Raw genomic sequence first — 20,764 nt, forward strand, 5'->3', positions numbered from 1 at the left:
AAAAGAGAAATAGATAATCAGTCTTTGATAACTGGATTTAGTATAATTGGGTGGGCGGTGGCGGTAACTTTAGGGCATAATTAACAAACTGATGGCCAAACTATTAGTAGTCCTAGAACTTGAATCTACCTTGATTATGACGCTCGCTGATCTAGACAGCCTCCCCATTGATTACAATTAACTACAATACCCACTGCCAAAAAGCAAAGTTAACTTTAACTTCGCCGATCTGATGGCGAGGGGGTTGTCTTCTCGACAGAGAAAGTCTAACCTATAGTTTGTTATTTTCTATCTACCTTGCGGGTGAGAAAACGTTGCCTCCGAGACTGACTATTTATGCTTTTGTCCCAACGGACCCACCCTTGACGGGAGTGAGTTCACCCCTGGGGCTGGTTAATTCTTTGACGGCTTTATTGGCTAATGAACGCTATAATCTAACCCTAGGGTCGTCTTCTAGCGAATTACTGGCTAATATCGAGGCACAGAAGGAAAAAATCGATTGTTTGCTGGTGGTCTTTCACCCTTCCCTACAGCCGACTTTTAATCAACTCTACGAAGGGGGGATTTTGCTGCCAGTAGTGATCATTGTCGCTGACAAGAACATCACTGCCGAGACGAATGACTCTCCCACCTGTCTCTATCATAGTGCCGAATTACAAATTACCGTCAACGAATTAGACAGCATCACCTCCGTCATCGACCAAGCGATCGCTAGATTTCTCCATTTAGCTCCTAATTGCTCTTTTTCCGAGCGTACCACGATTGTTAACCAACCAAATCCCGTGGCAAATAATCACAGTTTTCTCCTCCTACAACAGCGCCGTTTAGCGGAAAAATTAAAAGAAAGACTCGGCTATTTAGGTGTTTACTACAAACGCAACCCGCAGCTATTTTATCGCAATCTTGCCCCGGAGGAAAAAAAAGAATTACTGCGGGAAGTAAGAGCAGATTATCGGGAGATTATTTTAAATTACTTCCAACAGGATTATCCGATTAATCAAGCGATCGATGAGTTGGTTAATAATGTCTTTTTTACCGATCTCTCAGTGTCGCAAATTCTGGAAATTCACATGGAGTTAATGGATGAATTTTCCCAACAGTTAAAATTAGAAGGCAGAAGTGAGGAAATTCTCCTAGATTATCGTCTCGCTCTCATTGATATCCTTGCTCACCTAGGGGAAATGTACCGTCGTTCCATACCTCGCGAGGATATCCCTTATGATTTATTATTGGGAATAGACTAAAATATCCCAGACAAATAGCGATGAACTCATATCCCCAGCCCCTTTGATCCTAACCTATGAGCGTCTTTAAAAAAACCTATGTTTTAAAACTGTACGTCGCCGGGAACACCCCCAACTCCGTGCGAGCCTTAAAAACCCTGAAAAATATCCTAGAAGAGGAATTTCAGGGAGTTTATGCGCTCAAGGTGATTGACGTGCTGAAAAACCCGCAACTAGCGGAGGAAGACAAGATTCTCGCCACTCCTACCCTTGCGAAAGTCCTCCCTCCCCCAGTGCGGAAAATTATCGGTGATTTGTCCGATCGAGAGAAGGTTCTAATCGGGTTAGACTTACTGTACGAGGAAATTCGCGAACGAGAAAATGATGGCTAGGCCTTCGGCAATAGGTGATTAGACGGGTTATATTTATTGAAGGAGAAATGATCGGGGCGTAATCTAGTACGTCTATGGGAAAGTCAAGAGTCAATGGCAATCAAGATAGTGTAAAGTGTCTAGTCAGTCCCGATATGTTTCTGTGGAAAAATTAGATAAAAATCCTACTCTTTAAATACTCGCTGGATAAATAATGACTCAATCTAACTCTAATAGCCAAGCAAATCCACCGATTAAACCGAAAGGTGTTCGCAAAATTAGAACCCTAATTGAAGGCTTTGATGAGATCACTCACGGTGGTTTACCCATGGGGCGAACTACCTTAGTGAGTGGCACTTCTGGCACGGGAAAAACCCTGCTTGCCGTTCAATTTCTCTACCACGGGATCAAGTATTTTGACTATCCGGGCCTGTTTGTTACTTTTGAAGAATCTCCCACCGATATCATCCAAAATGCCTATAGTTTTGGTTGGGATTTAGAAGAATTAATTGACCAGGGTAAGTTATTTATTCTCGATGCTTCTCCGGATCCGGAAGGTCAAGAGGTGGTGGGTAGTTTTGATCTTTCGGCCCTGATCGAGCGCATTCAATACGCAATTACCAAATATAAAGCAAAACTGGTATCAATTGACTCTGTAACTGCTGTTTTTCAGCAGTACGAAGCGGTGTCAGTGGTGCGGCGGGAAATTTTTCGGCTCGTCGCCAGGTTAAAATTATTAGGAGTGACTTCAATTATGACCACGGAACGTATCGAAGAATACGGAGCGGTGGCGCGTTTTGGTGTAGAGGAATTTGTCTCTGATAATGTGGTAATTATGCGGAACGTGCTAGAGGGAGAAAGGCGACGCAGAACCGCGGAAATCCTCAAATTACGGGGAACAACCCACATGAAGGGGGAATATCCCTTTACTATCACCAATGATGGCATTAATATCTTCCCCCTCGGAGCCATGCGTTTAACTCAGCGCTCTTCTAATGTCCGCATTTCTTCGGGAGTAAAAACCCTCGATGATATGTGTGGAGGCGGTTTTTTCAAGGATTCGATTATTTTGGCCACAGGAGCAACCGGTACGGGTAAAACTCTCTTAGTCAGTAAATTTCTAGAAGAAGGCTGTAGGCGCGGTGAGCGGGCGATTTTGTTCGCTTATGAAGAATCTCGCGCCCAATTGTCCCGAAATGCCTCTTCTTGGGGGATCGATTTTGAGGAGATGGAACGCAAGGGATTATTAAAATTATTGTGTTCTTACCCCGAATCGGCGGGATTAGAAGACCATTTACAGATGATTAAGTCGGAAATCTCGGAATTTAAACCCTCTCGTATTGCTATTGATTCTCTATCGGCACTCGCGCGGGGGGTGACAAATAATGCTTTTCGGCAATTTGTGATCGGGGTGACAGGATACGCCAAACAGGAGGAAATTACGGGATTTTTCACCAATACCACCGACCAATTTATGGGAGCGCACTCGATCACCGAATCCCATATTTCTACGATTACCGACACGATTTTAATGTTGCAGTATGTGGAAATTCGCGGCGAAATGTCGCGAGCGATTAACGTCTTTAAGATGCGCGGTTCTTGGCACGATAAAGGGATTCGTGAATATACTATCAGTCAGGATGGGGCGGATATCAAGGATTCTTTCCGCAATTACGAGCGGATTATTAGTGGTTCTCCGACTAAAATTAGCGTCGATGAAAAGACTGAATTATCGCGGATTGTTCGCAATGTGCGCGAAAAATTACAGGATGAATAATCGGCAGTTGACTGATTGAGATTATTTTGAAGGGCGATCGGGTAAAGTTGGTCTTAGGGAAAATAACCACCAGATCAACAAACCTAAGATAATCTAGAGAATATCTTTAACCAGGCGAATTTTTAAAAACTGTGCTTTCTAGATTTTTTGTCCTCAATCCAGACTTTTGGGGGGTTCTACCCCCCAAACCCCCCGTTGGGGGCGTGGCGCCGCCCCCAAACCCCCGCGCATTAGCTTTTCGGTGGGATGCTTACACGCAGTTGTTCATATATTTGTACTAATTTAAAAGTTACTGATAATACTAAATCTGGTTATTAAAGACTGATTATTTATTCCCCTTTTTGCATGAGTACATGAGTGCTTCTCCTGATATGTTACCTATACTCAACGGATTTAGTATGATTGAGATTATTTTGAAGGGCGATCGGGTAAAGTTGGTCTTAGGGAAAATAACCACCAGATCAACAAACCTAAGATAATCCAGAGAATATCTTTAACCCGGCGAATTACAGAAATCGCTAAACCTAATTCTAGACTACCGGTTAAAGAAGCACCCAGCAGCACTAAAGAACCTTCTAAAGTACCGATATTAGCGGGAATAAAAAAGGTTCCAGCGCGCACTAATTGGGCAACGGAATCAAATAACCAAGCATCGGCAAAAGTGATCGGATGTTGGAGAAGTTGCATTAAAACATAGATTTCTAAAACTCCGAGGGGCCAATTGAGAAAACCGACGATCAAGCCATTTCTAAATAGGGGCAGATTCCGGTAAAATTCCCCTAAACGATCATCGACACTGCGAAGATTTTCTAAAGGTTTAGCTAGGCGATCGCATAAAAAAGAATGACCTAATCGATTAACTATTCGGGAGGATAAACGGAATCGCTGAATCAAGAAAAATATCAGGATACAACTGGAGAATATAGCGAGACTTAATCCGGTAAAAGTTTTAAAAGAATTAGAAAATTTTGGGGAAGCGAGGAGCAGAAAAAAACCGATAATTGCAAAGAAGACAAGGGAAGCAGTATTTAATGTCTTGGTCAGAATAATCGAGGCACTGGTTTCTTTATAGCTAATCTGATAGTGAGTTTTTAACATCACTGCTTTAAAACCTTCTCCTCCCAAAGAAGCGAAGGGAGTCACGCGATTAAAGGCTGCCCCTACCATGTAAATTAATAATAGGCGAATTGTCCATCGAGGTTGGATAGGAATGCTTTTAAAAGTTAGTTGCCAAGTAAAAACATCGGTGAGGAATTCTAGGAAATAAAAAATAATCACTACTGTCATTCCCCACCAACTGACTAGGGTGATTTGTTGCCAAACTTCTTGTAGATTGGTTTGGCGTAAAATTACCCCTAGTAAAACAAAACCTAAACCCAGAAAGATAAATTTAAGATATTTCATACTAAATTGTGAATTGTGAATTGTGAATTGTGAATTGTGAATTATGAATTATGAATTATGAATTATGAATTATGAATTATGAATTATGAATTATGAATTATGAATTATGAATTATGAATTATGAATTATGAATTATGAATTATGAATTATGTTATGAATTATGAATTATGAATTATGAATTATGAATTATGAATTATGAATTATGAATTGTGACTGATAACTGGTAACTGATAACTGAAAAAGCTGATCACTGAAAATAATTCCAACGTTGAATAAATGGGAGCCAATGGGATTCGACTAACTCGATCGCTTTTGCATCTGGGGGATAATTATTTTTTTTATATCCTTGCAGACTGGCGATATATTTCTCAAAGCGAGGCCTGGATATTTTTAAGTCGGGAAGTTGCAGTTGATTGTAAATTTTCTCGATTTGTGCTAGGGGGTCTTTTTCTAAATCTTCAAAACGAATTTCTACAAAACTATCGGCGGGTAAATCGGCACTATCTCGCAGGAGAGAATTAAGCATTGAGGGATAACTTTTCAGAATTACCTGCTCGATTTCATCCGTGGATAAATTATCGTAGGATTGTAGTGCTAGTTCCGGTAGGATGCGGGTAAAAAAGTGACGGGTTGAGGGAAAAACTAGATAGGGATTGCGGTAGATATGAATAAATTTAGCATCGGGCCAGATAGCTCGCAATTTGGCAATATGTGCCGTATAAACGGGGTTTTTGATTAGTAATTGTTTGCCTTTTTGATGTATGGAAACTTTTTTTAATAGATGAGTATGCCAACGCTGCCAAGTGGCGATTTCTTTCTCGCTGCAGCCTTGAAAAAAAACCCCTCGCTGGAAATGATACTGAAAACGTTGGGGAAAGTATAAACCATGGTAGTAGGAAAGGGGGATCATGCTGGCTAGGGCGATCGAGTCTTCTTGGGGGGAATCGGGAGTAACGGCGACGTTATCCACATGGCGATCGCTAGGTAGGGCCAATTCTAGCAGCGGTTGAAATAAGCGGACGATGCCGAGGATATCCCAGGGTAATCCCACCGCTAGGGGCGAAATATAGCCAAAATGCTCCGATTGACCGAGTAAATTGTGGAGATGGGTCGTGCCGCTGCGCCAATAGCCGACAATAAAAATGGGTGCTTTTACCTGTACGCCGCGCTCATAAAACCCTGTCATTAAAATTCGTTCTAGGGTAGAAAAAGGCAGTCGCGCCAGGGTAACTGCCAGCGCCAGGGTTGCTGGGGCCAAATTGGGGCGATTAATGCCGCCATTGGTCAAAAACAAACGAAGGAGAGTGCTAAGGTTGCTACCGCAGAGGGGATGAAACAAACTGGACATATTAACTATTTTTTAGCGGTTTTTTGGCGGATAGCTTGGCTGGCCAAGGTTTTACCGAATTCCCAAGCGGCCCCTGGGAAGCGGTGTGCATCAGCCACCACATCTTTAACGGCGGTGACAAGCCAACGGCAATCCTCATCGGAGAGGGTGAGGGGGGGGATAAACTTGATGATATTCATGCCGTGGCCGGAAACCTGCGAGAGAATTTGATGGCGGGTAAAGAGGGGAACGACGATTAACTGGGAAAATAGCCCTTTATTGGCGGTTTCTAGCATTTTCCAGGCGGCTTTTAGTGACCAACTGCTCGGCTCGGCAAATTCCAAGGCGATCATCATCCCCAATCCCCGCACTTCCTGCAAACATTCGTACTGATCTACGAGGGGCCGTAGTTCTGCGATAATTTGTTGACCGATTACGGCCGATCGCTCGACTAATTTTTCCTCTTCAATCACCTGTAAAGTGGCAATACCGGCGGCCATGGCCAGATTATTTTTACCAAAAGTGCTACCGTGAACCACAGAACGATCCATGCGATCGAATACTCGATCGAAGATCCAGCGACGACAGAGAACCGCTCCCACTGGCACAAAACCGCCCGAAAGAGCCTTGGCAACACATAAAATGTCCGGTTCTACCCCCCAATGTTCCACTGCCCAAATTTTGCCAGTCCGGCCCAAACCGGTCTGCACTTCATCGGCCACAAAAAGAGTGCCGTAACGACGACAAAGGGCAGCCGCTGCGGGGAGATAGTTCGGTTCGGGAATTCTCACTCCGTGACCTTGGATCGGTTCGGTAATAAAAGCCGCTACTTCTTGGTTAATTAGAGCTTTTTCGAGCGCAGCCAGATCGCCGAAGGGAATTTCCTCAAAATCGGCGACAAAAGGCCCAAATCCCTGGCGATAATGGGGATCGCCGGTGGCGGAAAGGGAACCCATGGTTAACCCGTGGTAGCCTCCCTGACAGTAAACAATTTTGCTGCGTCCGGTGGCGTAGCGGCTGAATTTAATGGCAGCCTCGACGGTTTCTGTGCCGGAATTAGCAAAGAAAACTCGTTCTAATCCGGGAGGTGCGATCGCTGCTAACCGTTCGGCCAGCAATCCCGCTAGGATAGAAGCATCCAATTGGACTAAATTGGGTAATGCTGCCGTCAATACCTCCTGTAAAGCTTGCACGATCTTGGGGTGATTGCGTCCGAGGGCGAAAACACCAAAACCACTCAGTAAGTCCAGATACTTTTCCCCCTGATTGTCGAATAGGTACGGACCTTGGGCTTTAACGTAGTGGCGATCATAGCCGATCGTTTTTAGTACCCTAACCATCTGGGGGTTTAGGTATTGTTCGTGGAGGGCAAAGTTTTCTTCTAGTCTTTTTTCTATCAGTTCTAAAATGCTCATAAATTCCAGATTTGATTACTGAAAAACTATTTTTCAAACACCTCAAAACCGATTATGTCCATAGCACATTATCATGATTTTTGGTTACTTAATATTATAAATTATTCAATATATTTTGTCAAGCATTTAAGAACTTATCTAGAATAATTAAACTAATTAACTCTTGTGGGCTAAAGGTTAAAGCAAATTTTAAATAATTTATTATTCAGTTTTTATATGGTAGGGGCGCATCGCGTGCGCCCAAAATGTAATATCAGTAAACTGATTACTGATAACTGATAACTTATAACTTATAACTTATAACTTATAACTGATAACTGATAACTGATTACTGATAACTGATTACTGACAGCTATAAAAAAACCGACCAACAAGAGAGAATTCCTGTCAGTCAGTCGGTGATGATAGGCTGAATTTTAGTCAGCTTTATTTCTTAGCGGGGGCAGCCTTAACGAGTTCCAATTCACTTTCAGCGAAGTTATTGGTATTCAGTCCACCGGCGCTACCACTAAAACCGTGGTAGTTAACAGTGTTAAAACGGACGATAACGGGATAGAGGATACCACTTTTATCAACACTGGCTACGGTTCCCACATCGTTGTACCAGTAAGACTCTTTCCGTTTGACTCTAACTTCGGCTCCGCGTTCGATTCCAGGCATAGCTGTTGTTTTTTTTTAAGGGTTTAGTTAACAGGTTACAATCAGAGCGAGTTTGCCGAAAGGGTTTTTACTTTAAGTTTTATTGCAAATCTTGCCACTCTGTTTGGACAAAATGCCCCGAACGTCCCCATAGGTCTGCCTTTGGTGCAATGTTAACGATTGTTAAGTTAAAAGGAATGGCTGTGGTCAGGTATTTTTGGGCCGACATTCCCACATCTGGCCCGATTTGAAAAGCGGTGGCAGTGGCTAAACCTAAGCCTAATAACTGAGAAATCGGACCTCTGGGGAAGATAAGATGAGTTCCTAAGACTAAGCCGGCGGTTAAGGCTAAAGTTACCGATAAATTGGTGCCACAACGCGGATGTAATGCCAATTGCCCCTCGCCATTTTTGAGACGATGGAGCGCCTGTTTGGCCGCAATTTGCAGTTCATTTGTATTAACCTGTCCGTAGAGATAAAAACCCCTATCGGTGGAGAGTCCTCCCAGGGCCTCGTTATCTGCTTGGGAATGGTCAAAAGGCGATTGACGACGGGCAGCCATTTCGCTTAATACCCAGACGGTGGCGTGTTCCAAGGCGTGAACCTGTCGCAGGGTCAGAAATTCTTTGAAACCGGGGATAAAGCCGATTTGTGCCAGTAAATCGCTGTCTTGCTGGGGCGAGGGGTTAAACCAGTCAAAAGAGGGGTTAGAAGGGCTACTAGAGGTCATAAAGTTGCGGTAGGGGGAGTTTTTTCGGGGAAGATGAGGGTGCTATAGGGTTGCAAGGCGGTGTCCCAGTAGGTGTCTTTAATGGGGATTGACCAGGGTGGTTTCGGCAAAAAAGGGAAAATCTGACCACAGGGTAACTGCTGCTAGTTCTTGCTTTAGGTAAGGTTGGCTGAATAAATCTAAAAACCTTGTTGGATAAGACTTCTAGACTTTTTTGAATTCCAAAAGTGCCAGGCATGGGAGTGAGCAGGGGGAAAATCCCTGGACTTTTTCCCTGAAAATTGGGTAATTGACCCCCTGAAAATCGGTAAAACCCTACACCCTACACCCTACACCCCACACCCTGCCTCCACGAAAAACTTTTTGCCGCAAACCCTAAGTAAGAAGCGAAATGATTCCAGTTATCTGGATTGCTGGTCTTGGTCATAGAAACTGTAGTCAATTAGCTGTCTAAATAGGCGTTAATGATAGCAAGAGCCACTAAGGGAGCTGTAATTGTTCTCAAAATGCGTTTTCCCAGTGATACAGGTAGAAAATCAGCGGCGAGCGCTTGTTCTATTTCTGCCTCCGTCCATCCCCCTTCCGGTCCGATGGCCATGGTTATCTCGGTTGATGTTTGCAATTGAGCAAGTAGCGGGGCCACTGTTCTACGGGTAACACCAATATAACAAGTTGTCTGTGGGTTAGCTCCCCGCTTAAGGATGGCTAAAAATGATTGTGGTTCTTCGATAATGGGAATAATCTGTCTTTCTGATTGTTCTACAGCTTCCCGGGCAATTTTTCGCCAACGGTCGATTTTTTGAGGACTAGGATTAACTAAACCGCGTTCTGTCAGCAGCGGGATAATCCGATAAACTCCTAATTCGGTGGCAGCGCGAACGATATCATCAAAGCCATTTTTGGGAATTGCTACCATTAAATTCACTTGTACTGGTAGTTCGCTAGTTTCGTTTATCGCTTCTAAAAGATGGGCCGAATTATCAATTATTTCTGCTAACCACGCTTGTCCTTGTCCATTGAGGGCAATAAAACGTTCATGGGATTTTAAACGAACAACTTTTTTAAGATAATGACTTTGTTCGGGTGTTAAGGCAATTAACCCGTTTTCTAGGGTATTAAAATCAAGAAGAAGACGGTAATACAAGGCGGTTTAGTCTATATTACTATTGTGTTCAGAATCACTGTCAGCTATCTATTTTAGCTTTTATGGTGTTTTTGTATGGGGTAGATGGCTCTTCTGGTTTCTGTGTGGAAACGAGGTCTATACTGATAGTTTCTTCGACAAAATAGTCCTAAAAGTGTTACCCGATAAGCATTTCACGATTCCATAAGCAAAAATTATCACACAAAGTCGAGAAGAGCCGGTAGATTAGCCTAAAATCTTGATCATTAACAAACACGGGAATTGATTAATGAATTTACTAGGCATCGTTTTATACTCTTTTATGGGGGTGCTGTTGTTGGGGTTAGCTGTAGCTATCTGGTGGTTAGTCGATACCGTATCTTTATCCCCCACTAAACCGAAAAGAGCTACTTCTAAAAATAATCGTCAAAATTTGCCAATCAGTCAGCCTAAACTTTTCTACTTAGAAAGAGAACTTTTAACCCTCGTGAATGGAGATAAAGCTTTAGCGACTCGATTGCTTTTAAATATTAGATTGAGAAATCCCCAACGCAGTAAAAGCTGGTGTTATGAAAAAGTTATTTATGATCTAAAACGAGATCGAGGAGGAATTTAAATTGCCACTACAACAATTAGACTTATTAGAAGAATACCGTAGTGATCGCCATAATCTCATTGCCGATTTTTATCTACCTTGTTTAGCACAATCTACCCTCTATTGTCGAGCAGTCGGCTTTTTTTCTAGTTCTTCCCTTGTCTCTCTAGCTAAAGGATTAACCGCTTTAATTCGCGGAGGTGGAAAAATGCGTTTAATTGCTTCTCCCTATCTCTCGAGAGAGGATATAGAGGCGATTACTCAGGGATTAAAGCAAAGGGAAGAAGTGATTACTAAATCTTTGTTATCAGTTCTAGAAATTGACTTAGACGAAATTACTAAAAATCGTTTTGCCTGTTTAGCGTGGCTATTAAGTCAAGGAGTCTTAGAAATTAAATTAGCCATTCCCAAAAACTTAGTTAATTTTGGCTTATATCATGAAAAGTTAGGACTATTTATTGATGCTTTTGAAAATGCGATCGCTTTTACTGGTTCTGCGAATGAAAGTCACAGCAGTTTACAGGATAATTTCGAGTGTATCGATATTTTTCGCTCTTGGCAATCTCAGGAACAGCTAAGAGTTCAGAGAAAAATTGATAATTTTGAAAAACTCTGGCACAATCAAACTCCCCATCTAGATATTTGGGATTTTCCCGCAGCAGCAGCCCAATCTCTCTTAAAATTTCGTCCTGATTTTCCACCCACTACCGAACCCGATAGCAGTAGCAAAAAAACTTTTAAAGTTGCCGCCGATACCAGCAAATATCAGTTATCCTCTCCCCTAAAAATAACACCCCAGCCCCGTCAAATTGAGGCAATAAGTGCATGGAAACAAGCCAAATATCAGGGGATACTTGCCATGGCAACAGGAGCGGGAAAAACGATTACAGCCCTGGCTGCCGCTAGTGGTTTATCAAGGTTAGAATTAATTGTTATCGGTGTACCTACTAAAGAATTAGTCCAGCAGTGGGTGAAAGAATTAAACTGTCGAACTACCTATGCTTTTCCTGTGGTAGCGATGGGTAATTCTCGTGCTTGGCGTGAGGTTTTATTTCGCAAATTACGGTTAATTAATCATCAAGAATTGCCCTCTCAGAGATATCCTGTAATTGTGGTGGGAACCTATGGAGAGTTGGCTAAAAATACCGTTAGTGATTTAATTACTGATGCGGGAGGTTTGCCAAAAGAATCTTTATTAATTGCCGATGAAGTTCACGCTACTGGTGCGGGAGTTTATCAGCGTCTTTTACGGGATGATTTTAGTTATCGTTTGGGTTTATCAGCAACTCCTTTGCGTGCCTACGATGAACTCGGTACGGAAAAAGTTTTAGATTATTTTGGGGGAATTGTCTATGAATACGGGTTAGAGTTAGCTATTCAGCAGGGTATTTTGTGCGAGTACGATTATCACGTTTATGTCACCTATCTCGCAGAAGAAGAACAGGAAAAATATTGTCAGTTAACTGCAAAAATTGCTCGCTTATTTACTCAAGAAGACAGTAAAGCAGTGAATTGTTTATTAATTCAACGGGCGCAATTAATTAAAGCAGCGGGGGCAAAATTAACTATAATTGATCGTATTCTGGCTGAACACACCTTAGAACAAACATTAATTTATTGTGCCGATATTGCCCAAGCAACTGCTATTAGTACCCGATTGGCGCGTCAGGGAAAAAGAGTCGCTCGCTATAGTTCCTTAGACAGCGATCGAGTTATGTTATTATCACAGTTATCTTCGGGAAATCTTGACGCATTAGTGGCGGTAAAATGTCTCGATGAGGGAGTTGATATCCCACAAGTCAGTCAGGGAATTATCCTCGCTGCTGATGCTTCTCCTCGTCAATTTATTCAACGTCGCGGCAGAATTCTCCGGGCAGCCGTGGCAAAGAAGAAAGCGACTTTAATCGATGTCTTGGTGGTTCCTCCTTGGGGCGATGGTGAGGTAAAATTAATTGCATCGGAGATCAAAAGAGTTATTGATTTTGCCCGGGCAGCCAGCAATCAAGCTACAGTTATCAACAGATTAGTCCAAGAATTAAGTTACTATGGCTTTACCTACTCAGATCTGTTATAAAATTTATCCTCATCAAGGTATCTCTTGGCAAATAAGCATTAAGACTTGACAATACCCACTCCCCAACCCCCAGAAAATCCATGGATATAACTGCTAAAATTGAAGAACTGGCACAAAAATATGAGATACCTCCCCAACTGCTGGGGGAAGCCATGGCTTTAGAAGTAGAAAAAATTACTCTCAAAAATCGGCGGCTATCACCTAAAATTGTCGAACTTATCGAAAAATATACCGACTCCTCACAATAAATAAACTCTATGACTTTGAGACTGAAACAAATTCGCTTAACTAATTGGAAATGTTACCCTAGTCAAAATATTACTTTTAACCTGCATCCCGACAGAAAAATTCAGATTATTTTTGGTAATAATGGCCACGGTAAAACTTCTCTGATGACGGCGATTTTATGGTGTCTATATGGGGGAGATATTGTATCTAAAGAGACTCTGAAAACCTATTTTTATCGAGGTAAGGATGATTCTTCACCGGCAAAAGAAATGCGGGTAGAATTAAATTTTACTAGAAACGAGAAAAATTACTTTATCAGTCGCACAGCGAAATTAAAAGTTAATGGTAGCACTTCTTATCCCAGCGTAGAGGAAGCATTATTTTATGAAGATGGAACCATGAGAAGTAACTCTAGGGAATATATCGAAGCATTGCTTCCTAAATCTATTCGAGATTTTTTCTGTTTTGATGGCTTAAAAATTGAACAATATACCCAGATAACCCAAACTAAAGAAGCAAAAGAAGCAATTGAAAAAGTTTTGGGTATCCCTGAATTAAGAAATCTGCGCGATGATACAGAAAAAGCCTTACAAGAATTAGAAAACCGTTTCAATAAAGCAGAGGGAACCAGTCAAGCTTTAAAAGATAAGAGAAAACAATTGCGAGAATTAGAAGGAGACATTGAACTTAAAAAAGGTCAGCTTAAAAATGCTAAAGATGAGGAAAAAAATGCTAAAATTATCCATCATGATGCTCAAGAAAAAGCCGCACAGATTGAAGGTTTACGAGAAAAACAAGAGGAAATTCATAACTTAGAGAAAAAGCGTATCGGTTTACAAACTCAGTTAAATAACCTACAAAAGTCTATCGATTCTTGGTTAAAAAAAGCTTCGATACCTTTGCTGATTAACTTTGTGCAGGAAATGGCTGACGATTTGCAAGTTACTAGCTTAAAAAGCACTTATAAAACTAATTCTACAGCAGTTTTAAAAGCAATACTTGACGATGAAAGCTGTCTATGTGGTCGTTGTTTAGATCAAAATTCTCGTGACTTTATCCTGCAACAAATTGCCGAACTAGAGTCCTTAGAAGTGGACAACGCCACCAGAATAGAAAAAGACCAACTTAGAATTTATTTACAGGGAATTATCCGAGATAATGCCAAATTTAGCAATTATAGTCAATTGCTTTTACAAAGAGATCGTTTAGAAGAAGAAATCGAAGAAATTAATCAACATATTAAACAGCTAAAACAGGAAACCACGGGAACCAATCAAGAATCAGCTAATGAGATTTGGCGAAAAGTTGGCGAATCTGGTAAAAATGTTGAGATGATCCAAGAAAAGATCGAACGCTTGCAAAAGGAAATTGAAATCAAAGAAAAGCAATTAGAACATTTACGCAAAGAAGTGGAAATTTTAGCTAGTGAAAATAAAACCACATTGATGTTATCTAATCAGGTTAAAATGGCCAGAGGTTTAAAAAATGCCACTAACGAATTAATCGAATGGAATATCGATAATTCCCAAAAAATGATTAATCAAGTAACCAGCGATCGCTATTTACAAGTAACCAACAAACCAGAGGAATATAGAGGAGTAGAAATCACTCCCGAATACACTTTAGGAATCCGTACCATCACGGGAAAATTATTAAATCCCGATGTCTTAAGTGCGGGAGAAAAGGAAGCTTTAGCTTTTGCTTTTATCACTGGTTTAAATCAAATAACCGATAATTGTGTTCCCCTAATTATGGATACACCTTTTGGAAATTTAGATGAAGAACATCGAGAAAATATTATTAACTCTCTCTCTAATTTAAACTCCCAAGTAGTTATTTTAGCAACGGATCGCGATCTACCCGATCGACTTTTAAATCTCTTGCTTCCCTACACTACCGATATTTTAAAAATACACCGTTTGGCTGCCGATGAAGATGCTTCCGTGATTGAAGTGATGGAGAGTTACTAATGCAGAGAATCGATCCCAGTTTGAAGATTTATGCCTCGGAAACTTCCAGAAATTATCTACAGGTACTAAAAGATAATAAAACCTTTGAGCGCATGGTAGATGCTTATTTATTCGCCGCTGCTTTTGCCATTAAACAAGACTTCAGTATCTACGGAACCACTTTGAGCAATCGACAAGATTTAATTGCTATTAGCCAAATCGATCCGGAAGTTATTTTAGCTTTAACTGCCGGAATTTATATTATCTGTAAAAAGAATTCCTATCCTCAACCCAGCGATGGCAAAGAAGTTTTAGATAAGATCTGTCAATACGCAGAAGTGGGATTAAGGGAATTAAAAGAACGCTGGCAAGGCAAAGTCAGCAATCAAATTCAAGCTGATATTGAGAGAATTATCAATAATCTCTAAAATTCTCTCCATCTAACTATCTTTTTTAGCGATAACGACAAATTAGATTCTTTCCACACTGCCAAAAAAGACGGGTTCCACACGAATAGCAACGATACTAGCCGGACGTAAAACCATATATTCCCCTTGGATATTTCTGATCGGAACATTGATAAAATCCTGGGAATCGGCTTTCGGAATTAATTCGTTACTGTACCACTTTTGAAATTCTTGGATGGTCAAAAAACGGACTTCCTCGCGATGTCCACTGCTTAAGAACAAATGTACAGCGTACTCGTCAGCTTTTCTACTCATTTTTTTAACTAATCAGATTGAATTTTTGTAATAAAGTTGCCATTAAAGGCGGAAAAGTGAGACGCAATTCGCTAGGATCCGAGAAAATTAATTTTTGGTAGCTTGGCAGGTCAAAAGCTAGTTTACCCTTTAATTCCGCCCGATTTTGATAGGTTAGCAGAATTTGTCCGCCCTGTTTACAAGCGATCGCATAACCTAATTCTACACCCACTAGGGGACTAGGCAGTAATTCCGTTTCCTTTTGGCTAATCGCCGTAGCATCGGCAATAAATAATAAACTTTTGCGAATTTGGCGTAATTGACTATCACTCAATCTGGTGACATTGCCCTCAGTTCGGGGCGTTTCTTCGATGGTTAAGGGCAAACGGGAGCGTTTATTGAGATTTTCGACGGTTTCGGTCAAAACTGTTTTTAAAGCGGTGCTAGAGTCCTTAAATTGGCTTTGGGAGCTAAAATAAATGACGGGATCCAACCAGGCGCTGAGGTCCTGTTTAGTAAAGTAAATTTCTTGGGAAATCAGGTCAATATTCGAGATGACGTAACCGCCACTACCTTCGAGGTAAAATTCCACCCTTTCCCCTTCTAGATAGCGTTGGAACCAGACAGAACCTTGTATCGTCAGGCTATCATCGAGAAAATCGGCCCTTAAACCCGATTTTAAGAGACTATTGCGACTTAAGCGCAAGTCGTGGGGACGTTTGATAACCTCGCGGATAGGTTCGTATTTGTCCAGATACCAAGCTTTCAGAGCGATGATGGCCATAGGTGTGGCGATTAAAGACACTCTCCCATTTTAGCAGTAAGCACCGATATCCTCTCCACATTCATCGGCTAGGTAAGAAAGAGCGCGAAATCTTAACATCATTAGGTTTTCGTAGAGGGGATTTAGCTTGCAAAGGGGCGGAATCTCTAGAATTGTCCAGCTAAATAGGGTAATTTTCCGCGCAAAGGGACATTGAGCCGGAATTAGACGACAAATCCGATGAGCTAGTGCAGGTGTATTAATCTCTAGGCGATCAATTCGTTGCCGCAGGGGTTGCCATAAATCCCATTTTGGTTGCGGTGACGGGTTTTTCCGATTGCCTTTCGACCAAGGGGCGATCCAATTAGACAAAATTATTTTATTTGTGGTATAATCTGATACATCAGCATCAGCCATAGCCTTACCTTCTATTGATTGACTCATAAGGTTCTATCTGAGATTACGAGAGGACGAATACTCTTTCCCGAAAATCCTCTAGGATGTTCGGATAGTTGGCCGCTTTAAAGATAACATCTCTGGGATAAAATTACTCGTTAAGACTACACAGGAACGCTGGGGATGCGGAGAGGAAATTTGAACTTTTGTACTAATTCCCTGTCTCCGAGTTATCACCTGAAAGCTAATAGGCAACAGACGACAATAAGATAACGTCACCAGTGAGTTTAACTAGATTAATCTCTAAGCTTCGCCCAAAGATATTGGCTCTGATTAGAGCTATTTCTAGGTTAGCAAAAACTCAGGTTTTTTCACGTCAGCATAGTACACTTTTTCTGGGTATAAAATAGCACCCAGTTTTGTCAAAGATACGCAATGCAAGGGGTGGGATGTGGGAATTATCAATTATGAATTATGAATTATGAATTGGGTAGTTGGCTCTCTTAGGTTTGGTGGGCAAAATGTATTCTAAGATACAGTCCTGCTGGCGGTCGCAACGCGCTCGCTACGCGAGACCGAGTGGAAGGAACCACAAAGACACAAAGGACACAAAGATTGATCGATCATAGAGTAAGTTAAACTTATCACACAGAACCTAGAAGAGCCAGGAGTTTTTTGCTGTGAACTGATAACTGATAACTGATAACTGATAACTGATTTACATTCTTTCCAAAACGGGAATTCCTAGCAGAGATAAGCCTAATTTTAGGGTTCTTGCCGTTAAATCACACAAGACTAAACGAGAGGTTTTAATCGGTTCTGCCGCTTTCAGAACGGGACAATTCTCGTAGAAACGATTATACTTTTTACTTAGTTCGTAAAGATAATCACATAAACGATTGGGTAATAAATCTTCTTCCACGGCACTAATTACTTCCGGAAATTGCAGTAATTGTTTAGCCAGAATTAATTCGCTTTCATCCTTGAGAATTAGCGATGAATTGGCACTTAAATCCTGAAAATTAATACCACCTTCGCGACTGATACTCTGGACCCTAGCGTAAGCGTACAGCATATAGGGGGCGGTGTTGCCTTGCAGATTGAGCATTTTGTCGTAACTGAAAACGTAGTTACTATTGCGATTTTGGCTGAGATCGGCGTATTTAACGGCACTTAAACCGACAGTTTCGGCAGTCTTAGCGATAAAATCGCTGGTTTCTTCTCTTTCCTCGCTTGCCAGTCTTTTTTCTAAGTCAGCTAGGGAACAGGCAATCGCTTGATCGAGTAATTCTTGTAATTTTACCGTCTCCCCGGAACGAGTTTTTAATTTTTTACCATCTTCCCCTAAAACTAATCCAAAAGCGACGTGAACCACTGCCACATTATCGGGTAAAAATCCCGCTTTTTTAGCCACCTGAAATACTTGGGCAAAATGGTTAGCTTGTCCAGCATCGGTAACATAAATTATTCTTGCGGCTTTATCTTGCCGCACTCGATAACAAATTGCCGCTAAATCGGTGGTAGCGTAATTATAACCGCCGTCGGATTTCTTGACAATTAGGGGCAAAGGCTCCCCCTCTTTGTTGGTAAAACCATCGAGAAAGACGCATAAAGCGCCGTTGTCTTCTGTTAGCAATCCCTGTTGATCTAATTGTCTGATTACTGTCTCAAGGTAGGGATTATAAAAAGATTCCCCCCTTTCGGTTAGTTTTATATCGAGAATATCATAGATTTTCTGAAATTCCCGTCGTGATTGTTGACAAAGTAACTGCCATGCTTGACGACTTTGAGGATCACCCGACTGTAATTTTACTACGGCTTGGCGGGCAGTTTCTTTAAAGTTTTCGTCTTCATCAAAACGAATTTTAGCCTTTTTATAAAAGCTAACTAAATCCCCTAAATCGAGAGCATCTGCTTGGGTTAAAGCACTAGGATAAGCTTCTTGTAGATAGGTGATTAACATCCCGAATTGAGTCCCCCAATCCCCGACGTGATTAAGACGAATTACTTGATGATGACGAAATTCCAAAATCCGAGCAATACAATCACCGATTATAGTCGATCGCAAGTGACCGACGTGCATTTCTTTGGCAATATTGGGACTGGAAAAATCGACAATAATTTTTTGACTGGGGTTAGCAGCGGCAACTCCTAAACGGTTGTCAGTAATTAGGTCTTTTAATTGGGTTTCTAGATAACTGGGTTTAAGGGTAAGATTGATAAAACCGGGTCCAGCAATTTCGGGGGGTTGACAGAGATCATCTATCTCTAGATTTTTTAGTAAAGTTGTCGCCACTTCTCGGGGTTTTTGTTTTAATTCTTTGGCTAAAGAGAGGGAAATATTACATTGATAATCGCCAAAACGGGGGTTACTAGCGGCGACAATTAGGGGATCGGTAGCGGCGAAGTTTTCCCCAAAGGATTTAACTAGGGATTGGGAAAAACGCTCTTTTATTTGTTGGATAATGGCAGTCATAGAGAGAATTTAGCAATGAATGTTAGAAATCTATGGGTAATGAGGAAATTTATCTTGCTCTCATCTTGAATAAAATTGAGCCGGACGGGGTATTATGTCCATTTTCTTGGTACATTATAAGCATCAAATTTAGTATCTTTACTAATTAGAATTAGTGATTTGTTTAGAGACTGAGCAATTAGCATTCTATCAAATGGATCACGGTGATGCAAGGGTAAAGTACAAATTTTTAGAGTATCAGAAAATGATATAGACAGTAAGGTTATATCTGATGCTTCTAGTTTAGTTTCAATGGTTTCATAACTTTTTTGTAGGACTAACTTACCTAAATTTAACTTAATCGCGATTTCCCAGAGACTAACAATACTGACATAAACTTCAGGAGCAAAATCAATTTCCTCCCGAAGATTATTAGGTAAGTTAGGATCGTTTTCAGTTAACCAGATGAAAGTATGGGTGTCCAGAAGAAAAGATGTCATCACATATATTCCTGAAAATCTTCCAAAGACTCATCAAAGTCATCGGACAAAGGTAAGGTAAATGTACCTTGTAAAATTCCTGAACGACGTTTTCTAAGAGAAGGTTTCTCTATAATAGCATCTGATTGATAATTGGCCATCAAATATTCAGCATAGTGAAGCAGCTCTATTTTTAAGAACTCTGGCATTGTTTCGACAGTTTCTAAGATTTTTGTGTCTATATTCATAGGTTTGGGATACTTAATTTGAGCTAATTCTTACTAATTACTTATTCCTTAACCAATAAAACCACGGCATAAACTGCGATACCTTCTTCTCGTCCCACCGGTCCTAATTGTTCGTTAGTAGTGGCTTTAATTCCCACCTGGTCCGGATTAATCTTGAGAGTTGCTGCTAACTTGGCTCGCATCGCACTGAGGTGGGGTTTCATTTTCGGTTTTTCGGCGACAATTACCGAATCAATATTATTAATCCGCCAACCTTTATCGATAATTAACTGATTAACTTGCTCTAATAATTTTAAACTATTCGCCCCTTGCCATTGTGGGTCTGTGGGGGGAAAATAATGACCGATATCGCCTAAACTAAGCGCACCCAGCATGGCATCCATAATAGCGTGGGTTAAGACATCGGCATCACTGTGACCCAATAAACCGACAGTATGGGCAATCTCTACTCCTCCTAAAATTAAAGGTCTTCCTGTTACCAATCGGTGGATATCGTAGCCGTTACCAATACGAATATTCATAGAGCAGTACCTTTGAAGTTATATTAATTATCTTATCGCAAAGGGAACAGGAAACGGGGAAATATTTTCCCTCACTTGTCCTTATTAGCTAATTAGCTAGGAAGGATGAACTATTCTGCTGAAGTTTTTCCTAATACAATGAAAGCTTATACTAAATTAATTTTTGATAGTATCATTAACTGCTAATCCAACTTTAAAAACCCACTTCTCACTTGCCACTCTATACTTGTTAAATAAGATTTAGTATAACTCGATCGCTGTTAAAATTGCGGTAGAATCAGGAGAGGGTTGGGTTTCATGCTTCAAACCAACCTACGTTCTTTTTCAATAAGATTTATAGCGTTTT

Annotated in this window: 21 protein-coding genes; 8 read left to right on the top strand and 13 right to left on the bottom strand. The window is 41.0% G+C overall.

Annotated elements, in window-relative coordinates:
• The first annotated feature begins 314 nt into the window (after positions 1-314).
• The 3 genes from LW728_RS05155 to kaiC all read left to right on the top strand — a co-directional run bounded on the left by LW728_RS05155 (position 315) and on the right by kaiC (position 3,371).
• Positions 315-1,244 carry a circadian clock protein KaiA gene (locus LW728_RS05155; RefSeq protein WP_287765540.1) on the top strand — a complete coding sequence of 310 codons (930 nt, stop codon included), beginning with the start codon at positions 315-317 and terminating at the stop codon, positions 1,242-1,244.
• A 56-nt stretch (positions 1,245-1,300) separates the two neighbouring features.
• Positions 1,301-1,615 carry a circadian clock protein KaiB gene (kaiB, locus tag LW728_RS05160; protein ID WP_002800410.1) on the top strand — a complete coding sequence of 105 codons (315 nt, stop codon included), beginning with the start codon at positions 1,301-1,303 and terminating at the stop codon, positions 1,613-1,615.
• 193 nt (positions 1,616-1,808) lie between these two features.
• Complete coding sequence (gene kaiC / locus LW728_RS05165; protein WP_002800411.1) at positions 1,809-3,371, top strand: circadian clock protein KaiC; 1,563 nt, start codon at positions 1,809-1,811, stop codon at positions 3,369-3,371.
• A 408-nt stretch (positions 3,372-3,779) separates the two neighbouring features.
• Here kaiC and LW728_RS05170 read toward each other — a convergent pair whose 3' ends face one another.
• From LW728_RS05170 to LW728_RS05195, 6 genes are all read right to left on the bottom strand, one after another.
• Entirely contained in the window at positions 3,780-4,775 is a 996-nt protein-coding gene (locus LW728_RS05170; protein WP_287765542.1) for a lysylphosphatidylglycerol synthase transmembrane domain-containing protein, read from the bottom strand.
• Positions 4,776-5,022: 247 nt separating this feature from the next.
• Positions 5,023-6,123 carry a sulfotransferase family protein gene (locus tag LW728_RS05175; protein WP_287765544.1) on the bottom strand — a complete coding sequence of 367 codons (1,101 nt, stop codon included), beginning with the start codon at positions 6,121-6,123 and terminating at the stop codon, positions 5,023-5,025.
• 5 nt (positions 6,124-6,128) lie between these two features.
• Positions 6,129-7,517: an aspartate aminotransferase family protein gene (locus LW728_RS05180; protein WP_002800414.1), complete on the bottom strand. Its 1,389-nt coding sequence runs from the start codon at positions 7,515-7,517 to the stop codon at positions 6,129-6,131.
• 426 nt (positions 7,518-7,943) lie between these two features.
• Positions 7,944-8,177 carry a photosystem I reaction center subunit IV gene (locus tag LW728_RS05185; protein ID WP_002800416.1) on the bottom strand — a complete coding sequence of 78 codons (234 nt, stop codon included), beginning with the start codon at positions 8,175-8,177 and terminating at the stop codon, positions 7,944-7,946.
• A gap of 79 nt (positions 8,178-8,256) precedes the next feature.
• Positions 8,257-8,886, bottom strand: coding sequence for a DUF6391 domain-containing protein (locus tag LW728_RS05190; RefSeq protein ID WP_287665962.1), 630 nt, complete (start codon positions 8,884-8,886; stop codon positions 8,257-8,259).
• A 442-nt stretch (positions 8,887-9,328) separates the two neighbouring features.
• The gene (locus tag LW728_RS05195) at positions 9,329-10,030 is read right to left on the bottom strand and encodes a 16S rRNA (uracil(1498)-N(3))-methyltransferase (RefSeq protein WP_287765546.1); all 702 of its coding nucleotides are present in this window, start codon (positions 10,028-10,030) and stop codon (positions 9,329-9,331) included.
• A gap of 268 nt (positions 10,031-10,298) precedes the next feature.
• Between LW728_RS05195 and LW728_RS05200 the strand changes: the two genes are divergently transcribed.
• From LW728_RS05200 to LW728_RS05220, 5 genes are all read left to right on the top strand, one after another.
• Positions 10,299-10,625 (top strand): hypothetical protein, encoded by a 327-nt coding sequence (locus LW728_RS05200; RefSeq protein WP_002734273.1) that lies wholly within the window; start codon positions 10,299-10,301, stop codon positions 10,623-10,625.
• 1 nt (position 10,626) lies between these two features.
• Positions 10,627-12,678: a DEAD/DEAH box helicase family protein gene (locus LW728_RS05205; protein WP_287765548.1), complete on the top strand. Its 2,052-nt coding sequence runs from the start codon at positions 10,627-10,629 to the stop codon at positions 12,676-12,678.
• An 80-nt stretch (positions 12,679-12,758) separates the two neighbouring features.
• Positions 12,759-12,926 carry a hypothetical protein gene (locus LW728_RS05210; RefSeq protein ID WP_192846025.1) on the top strand — a complete coding sequence of 56 codons (168 nt, stop codon included), beginning with the start codon at positions 12,759-12,761 and terminating at the stop codon, positions 12,924-12,926.
• Between the two features lie 9 nt (positions 12,927-12,935).
• The gene (locus LW728_RS05215) at positions 12,936-14,876 is read left to right on the top strand and encodes an AAA family ATPase (RefSeq protein ID WP_287765550.1); all 1,941 of its coding nucleotides are present in this window, start codon (positions 12,936-12,938) and stop codon (positions 14,874-14,876) included.
• Complete coding sequence (locus LW728_RS05220) at positions 14,876-15,283, top strand: hypothetical protein (protein ID WP_004160914.1); 408 nt, start codon at positions 14,876-14,878, stop codon at positions 15,281-15,283. Before LW728_RS05215 ends, LW728_RS05220 begins: the two co-directional genes overlap by 1 nt.
• Positions 15,284-15,325: 42 nt before the next feature.
• On the opposite strand, the gene LW728_RS05225 is transcribed toward LW728_RS05220, so the two are convergent.
• From LW728_RS05225 to ispF, 7 genes are all read right to left on the bottom strand, one after another.
• The gene (locus LW728_RS05225; protein WP_002800425.1) at positions 15,326-15,577 is read right to left on the bottom strand and encodes a hypothetical protein; all 252 of its coding nucleotides are present in this window, start codon (positions 15,575-15,577) and stop codon (positions 15,326-15,328) included.
• Between the two features lie 4 nt (positions 15,578-15,581).
• Positions 15,582-16,340: a hypothetical protein gene (locus tag LW728_RS05230; RefSeq protein WP_287765552.1), complete on the bottom strand. Its 759-nt coding sequence runs from the start codon at positions 16,338-16,340 to the stop codon at positions 15,582-15,584.
• Positions 16,341-16,370: 30 nt separating this feature from the next.
• Positions 16,371-16,763 carry a Mo-dependent nitrogenase C-terminal domain-containing protein gene (locus LW728_RS05235; protein ID WP_287665976.1) on the bottom strand — a complete coding sequence of 131 codons (393 nt, stop codon included), beginning with the start codon at positions 16,761-16,763 and terminating at the stop codon, positions 16,371-16,373.
• A 670-nt stretch (positions 16,764-17,433) separates the two neighbouring features.
• Positions 17,434-19,191 carry an arginine--tRNA ligase gene (argS, locus tag LW728_RS05240; protein WP_287765554.1) on the bottom strand — a complete coding sequence of 586 codons (1,758 nt, stop codon included), beginning with the start codon at positions 19,189-19,191 and terminating at the stop codon, positions 17,434-17,436.
• Between the two features lie 92 nt (positions 19,192-19,283).
• Positions 19,284-19,670, bottom strand: coding sequence for a type II toxin-antitoxin system VapC family toxin (locus LW728_RS05245; protein ID WP_043997655.1), 387 nt, complete (start codon positions 19,668-19,670; stop codon positions 19,284-19,286).
• The gene (gene vapB, locus LW728_RS05250; protein ID WP_002800430.1) at positions 19,670-19,897 is read right to left on the bottom strand and encodes a type II toxin-antitoxin system VapB family antitoxin; all 228 of its coding nucleotides are present in this window, start codon (positions 19,895-19,897) and stop codon (positions 19,670-19,672) included. The genes LW728_RS05245 and vapB overlap by 1 nt, the downstream gene beginning before the upstream one ends.
• Positions 19,898-19,938: 41 nt before the next feature.
• Positions 19,939-20,418 carry a 2-C-methyl-D-erythritol 2,4-cyclodiphosphate synthase gene (gene ispF, locus LW728_RS05255; RefSeq protein ID WP_002800432.1) on the bottom strand — a complete coding sequence of 160 codons (480 nt, stop codon included), beginning with the start codon at positions 20,416-20,418 and terminating at the stop codon, positions 19,939-19,941.
• Positions 20,419-20,764 lie beyond the last annotated feature (346 nt).

This window comes from Microcystis sp. 49638_E5 (assembly GCF_021300285.1).
Lineage (GTDB): Bacteria > Cyanobacteriota > Cyanobacteriia > Cyanobacteriales > Microcystaceae > Microcystis > Microcystis aeruginosa_C.

Bases quoted from the DNA above. Each gene is read 5' to 3' on its own strand.
- kaiB (WP_002800410.1), top strand. From the start codon at position 1,301: ATGAGCGTCTTTAAAAAAACCTATGTTTTAAAACTGTACGTCGCCGGG.
- kaiC (WP_002800411.1), top strand. From the start codon at position 1,809: ATGACTCAATCTAACTCTAATAGCCAAGCAAATCCACCGATTAAACCG.
- LW728_RS05170 (WP_287765542.1), bottom strand. From the start codon at position 4,775: ATGAAATATCTTAAATTTATCTTTCTGGGTTTAGGTTTTGTTTTACTA.
- LW728_RS05175 (WP_287765544.1), bottom strand. From the start codon at position 6,123: ATGTCCAGTTTGTTTCATCCCCTCTGCGGTAGCAACCTTAGCACTCTC.
- LW728_RS05180 (WP_002800414.1), bottom strand. From the start codon at position 7,517: ATGAGCATTTTAGAACTGATAGAAAAAAGACTAGAAGAAAACTTTGCC.
- LW728_RS05185 (WP_002800416.1), bottom strand. From the start codon at position 8,177: ATGCCTGGAATCGAACGCGGAGCCGAAGTTAGAGTCAAACGGAAAGAG.
- LW728_RS05190 (WP_287665962.1), bottom strand. From the start codon at position 8,886: ATGACCTCTAGTAGCCCTTCTAACCCCTCTTTTGACTGGTTTAACCCC.
- LW728_RS05200 (WP_002734273.1), top strand. From the start codon at position 10,299: ATGAATTTACTAGGCATCGTTTTATACTCTTTTATGGGGGTGCTGTTG.
- LW728_RS05210 (WP_192846025.1), top strand. From the start codon at position 12,759: ATGGATATAACTGCTAAAATTGAAGAACTGGCACAAAAATATGAGATA.
- LW728_RS05215 (WP_287765550.1), top strand. From the start codon at position 12,936: ATGACTTTGAGACTGAAACAAATTCGCTTAACTAATTGGAAATGTTAC.
- LW728_RS05220 (WP_004160914.1), top strand. From the start codon at position 14,876: ATGCAGAGAATCGATCCCAGTTTGAAGATTTATGCCTCGGAAACTTCC.
- LW728_RS05225 (WP_002800425.1), bottom strand. From the start codon at position 15,577: ATGAGTAGAAAAGCTGACGAGTACGCTGTACATTTGTTCTTAAGCAGT.
- LW728_RS05230 (WP_287765552.1), bottom strand. From the start codon at position 16,340: ATGGCCATCATCGCTCTGAAAGCTTGGTATCTGGACAAATACGAACCT.
- LW728_RS05235 (WP_287665976.1), bottom strand. From the start codon at position 16,763: ATGAGTCAATCAATAGAAGGTAAGGCTATGGCTGATGCTGATGTATCA.
- argS (WP_287765554.1), bottom strand. From the start codon at position 19,191: ATGACTGCCATTATCCAACAAATAAAAGAGCGTTTTTCCCAATCCCTA.
- LW728_RS05245 (WP_043997655.1), bottom strand. From the start codon at position 19,670: ATGACATCTTTTCTTCTGGACACCCATACTTTCATCTGGTTAACTGAA.
- vapB (WP_002800430.1), bottom strand. From the start codon at position 19,897: ATGAATATAGACACAAAAATCTTAGAAACTGTCGAAACAATGCCAGAG.
- ispF (WP_002800432.1), bottom strand. From the start codon at position 20,418: ATGAATATTCGTATTGGTAACGGCTACGATATCCACCGATTGGTAACA.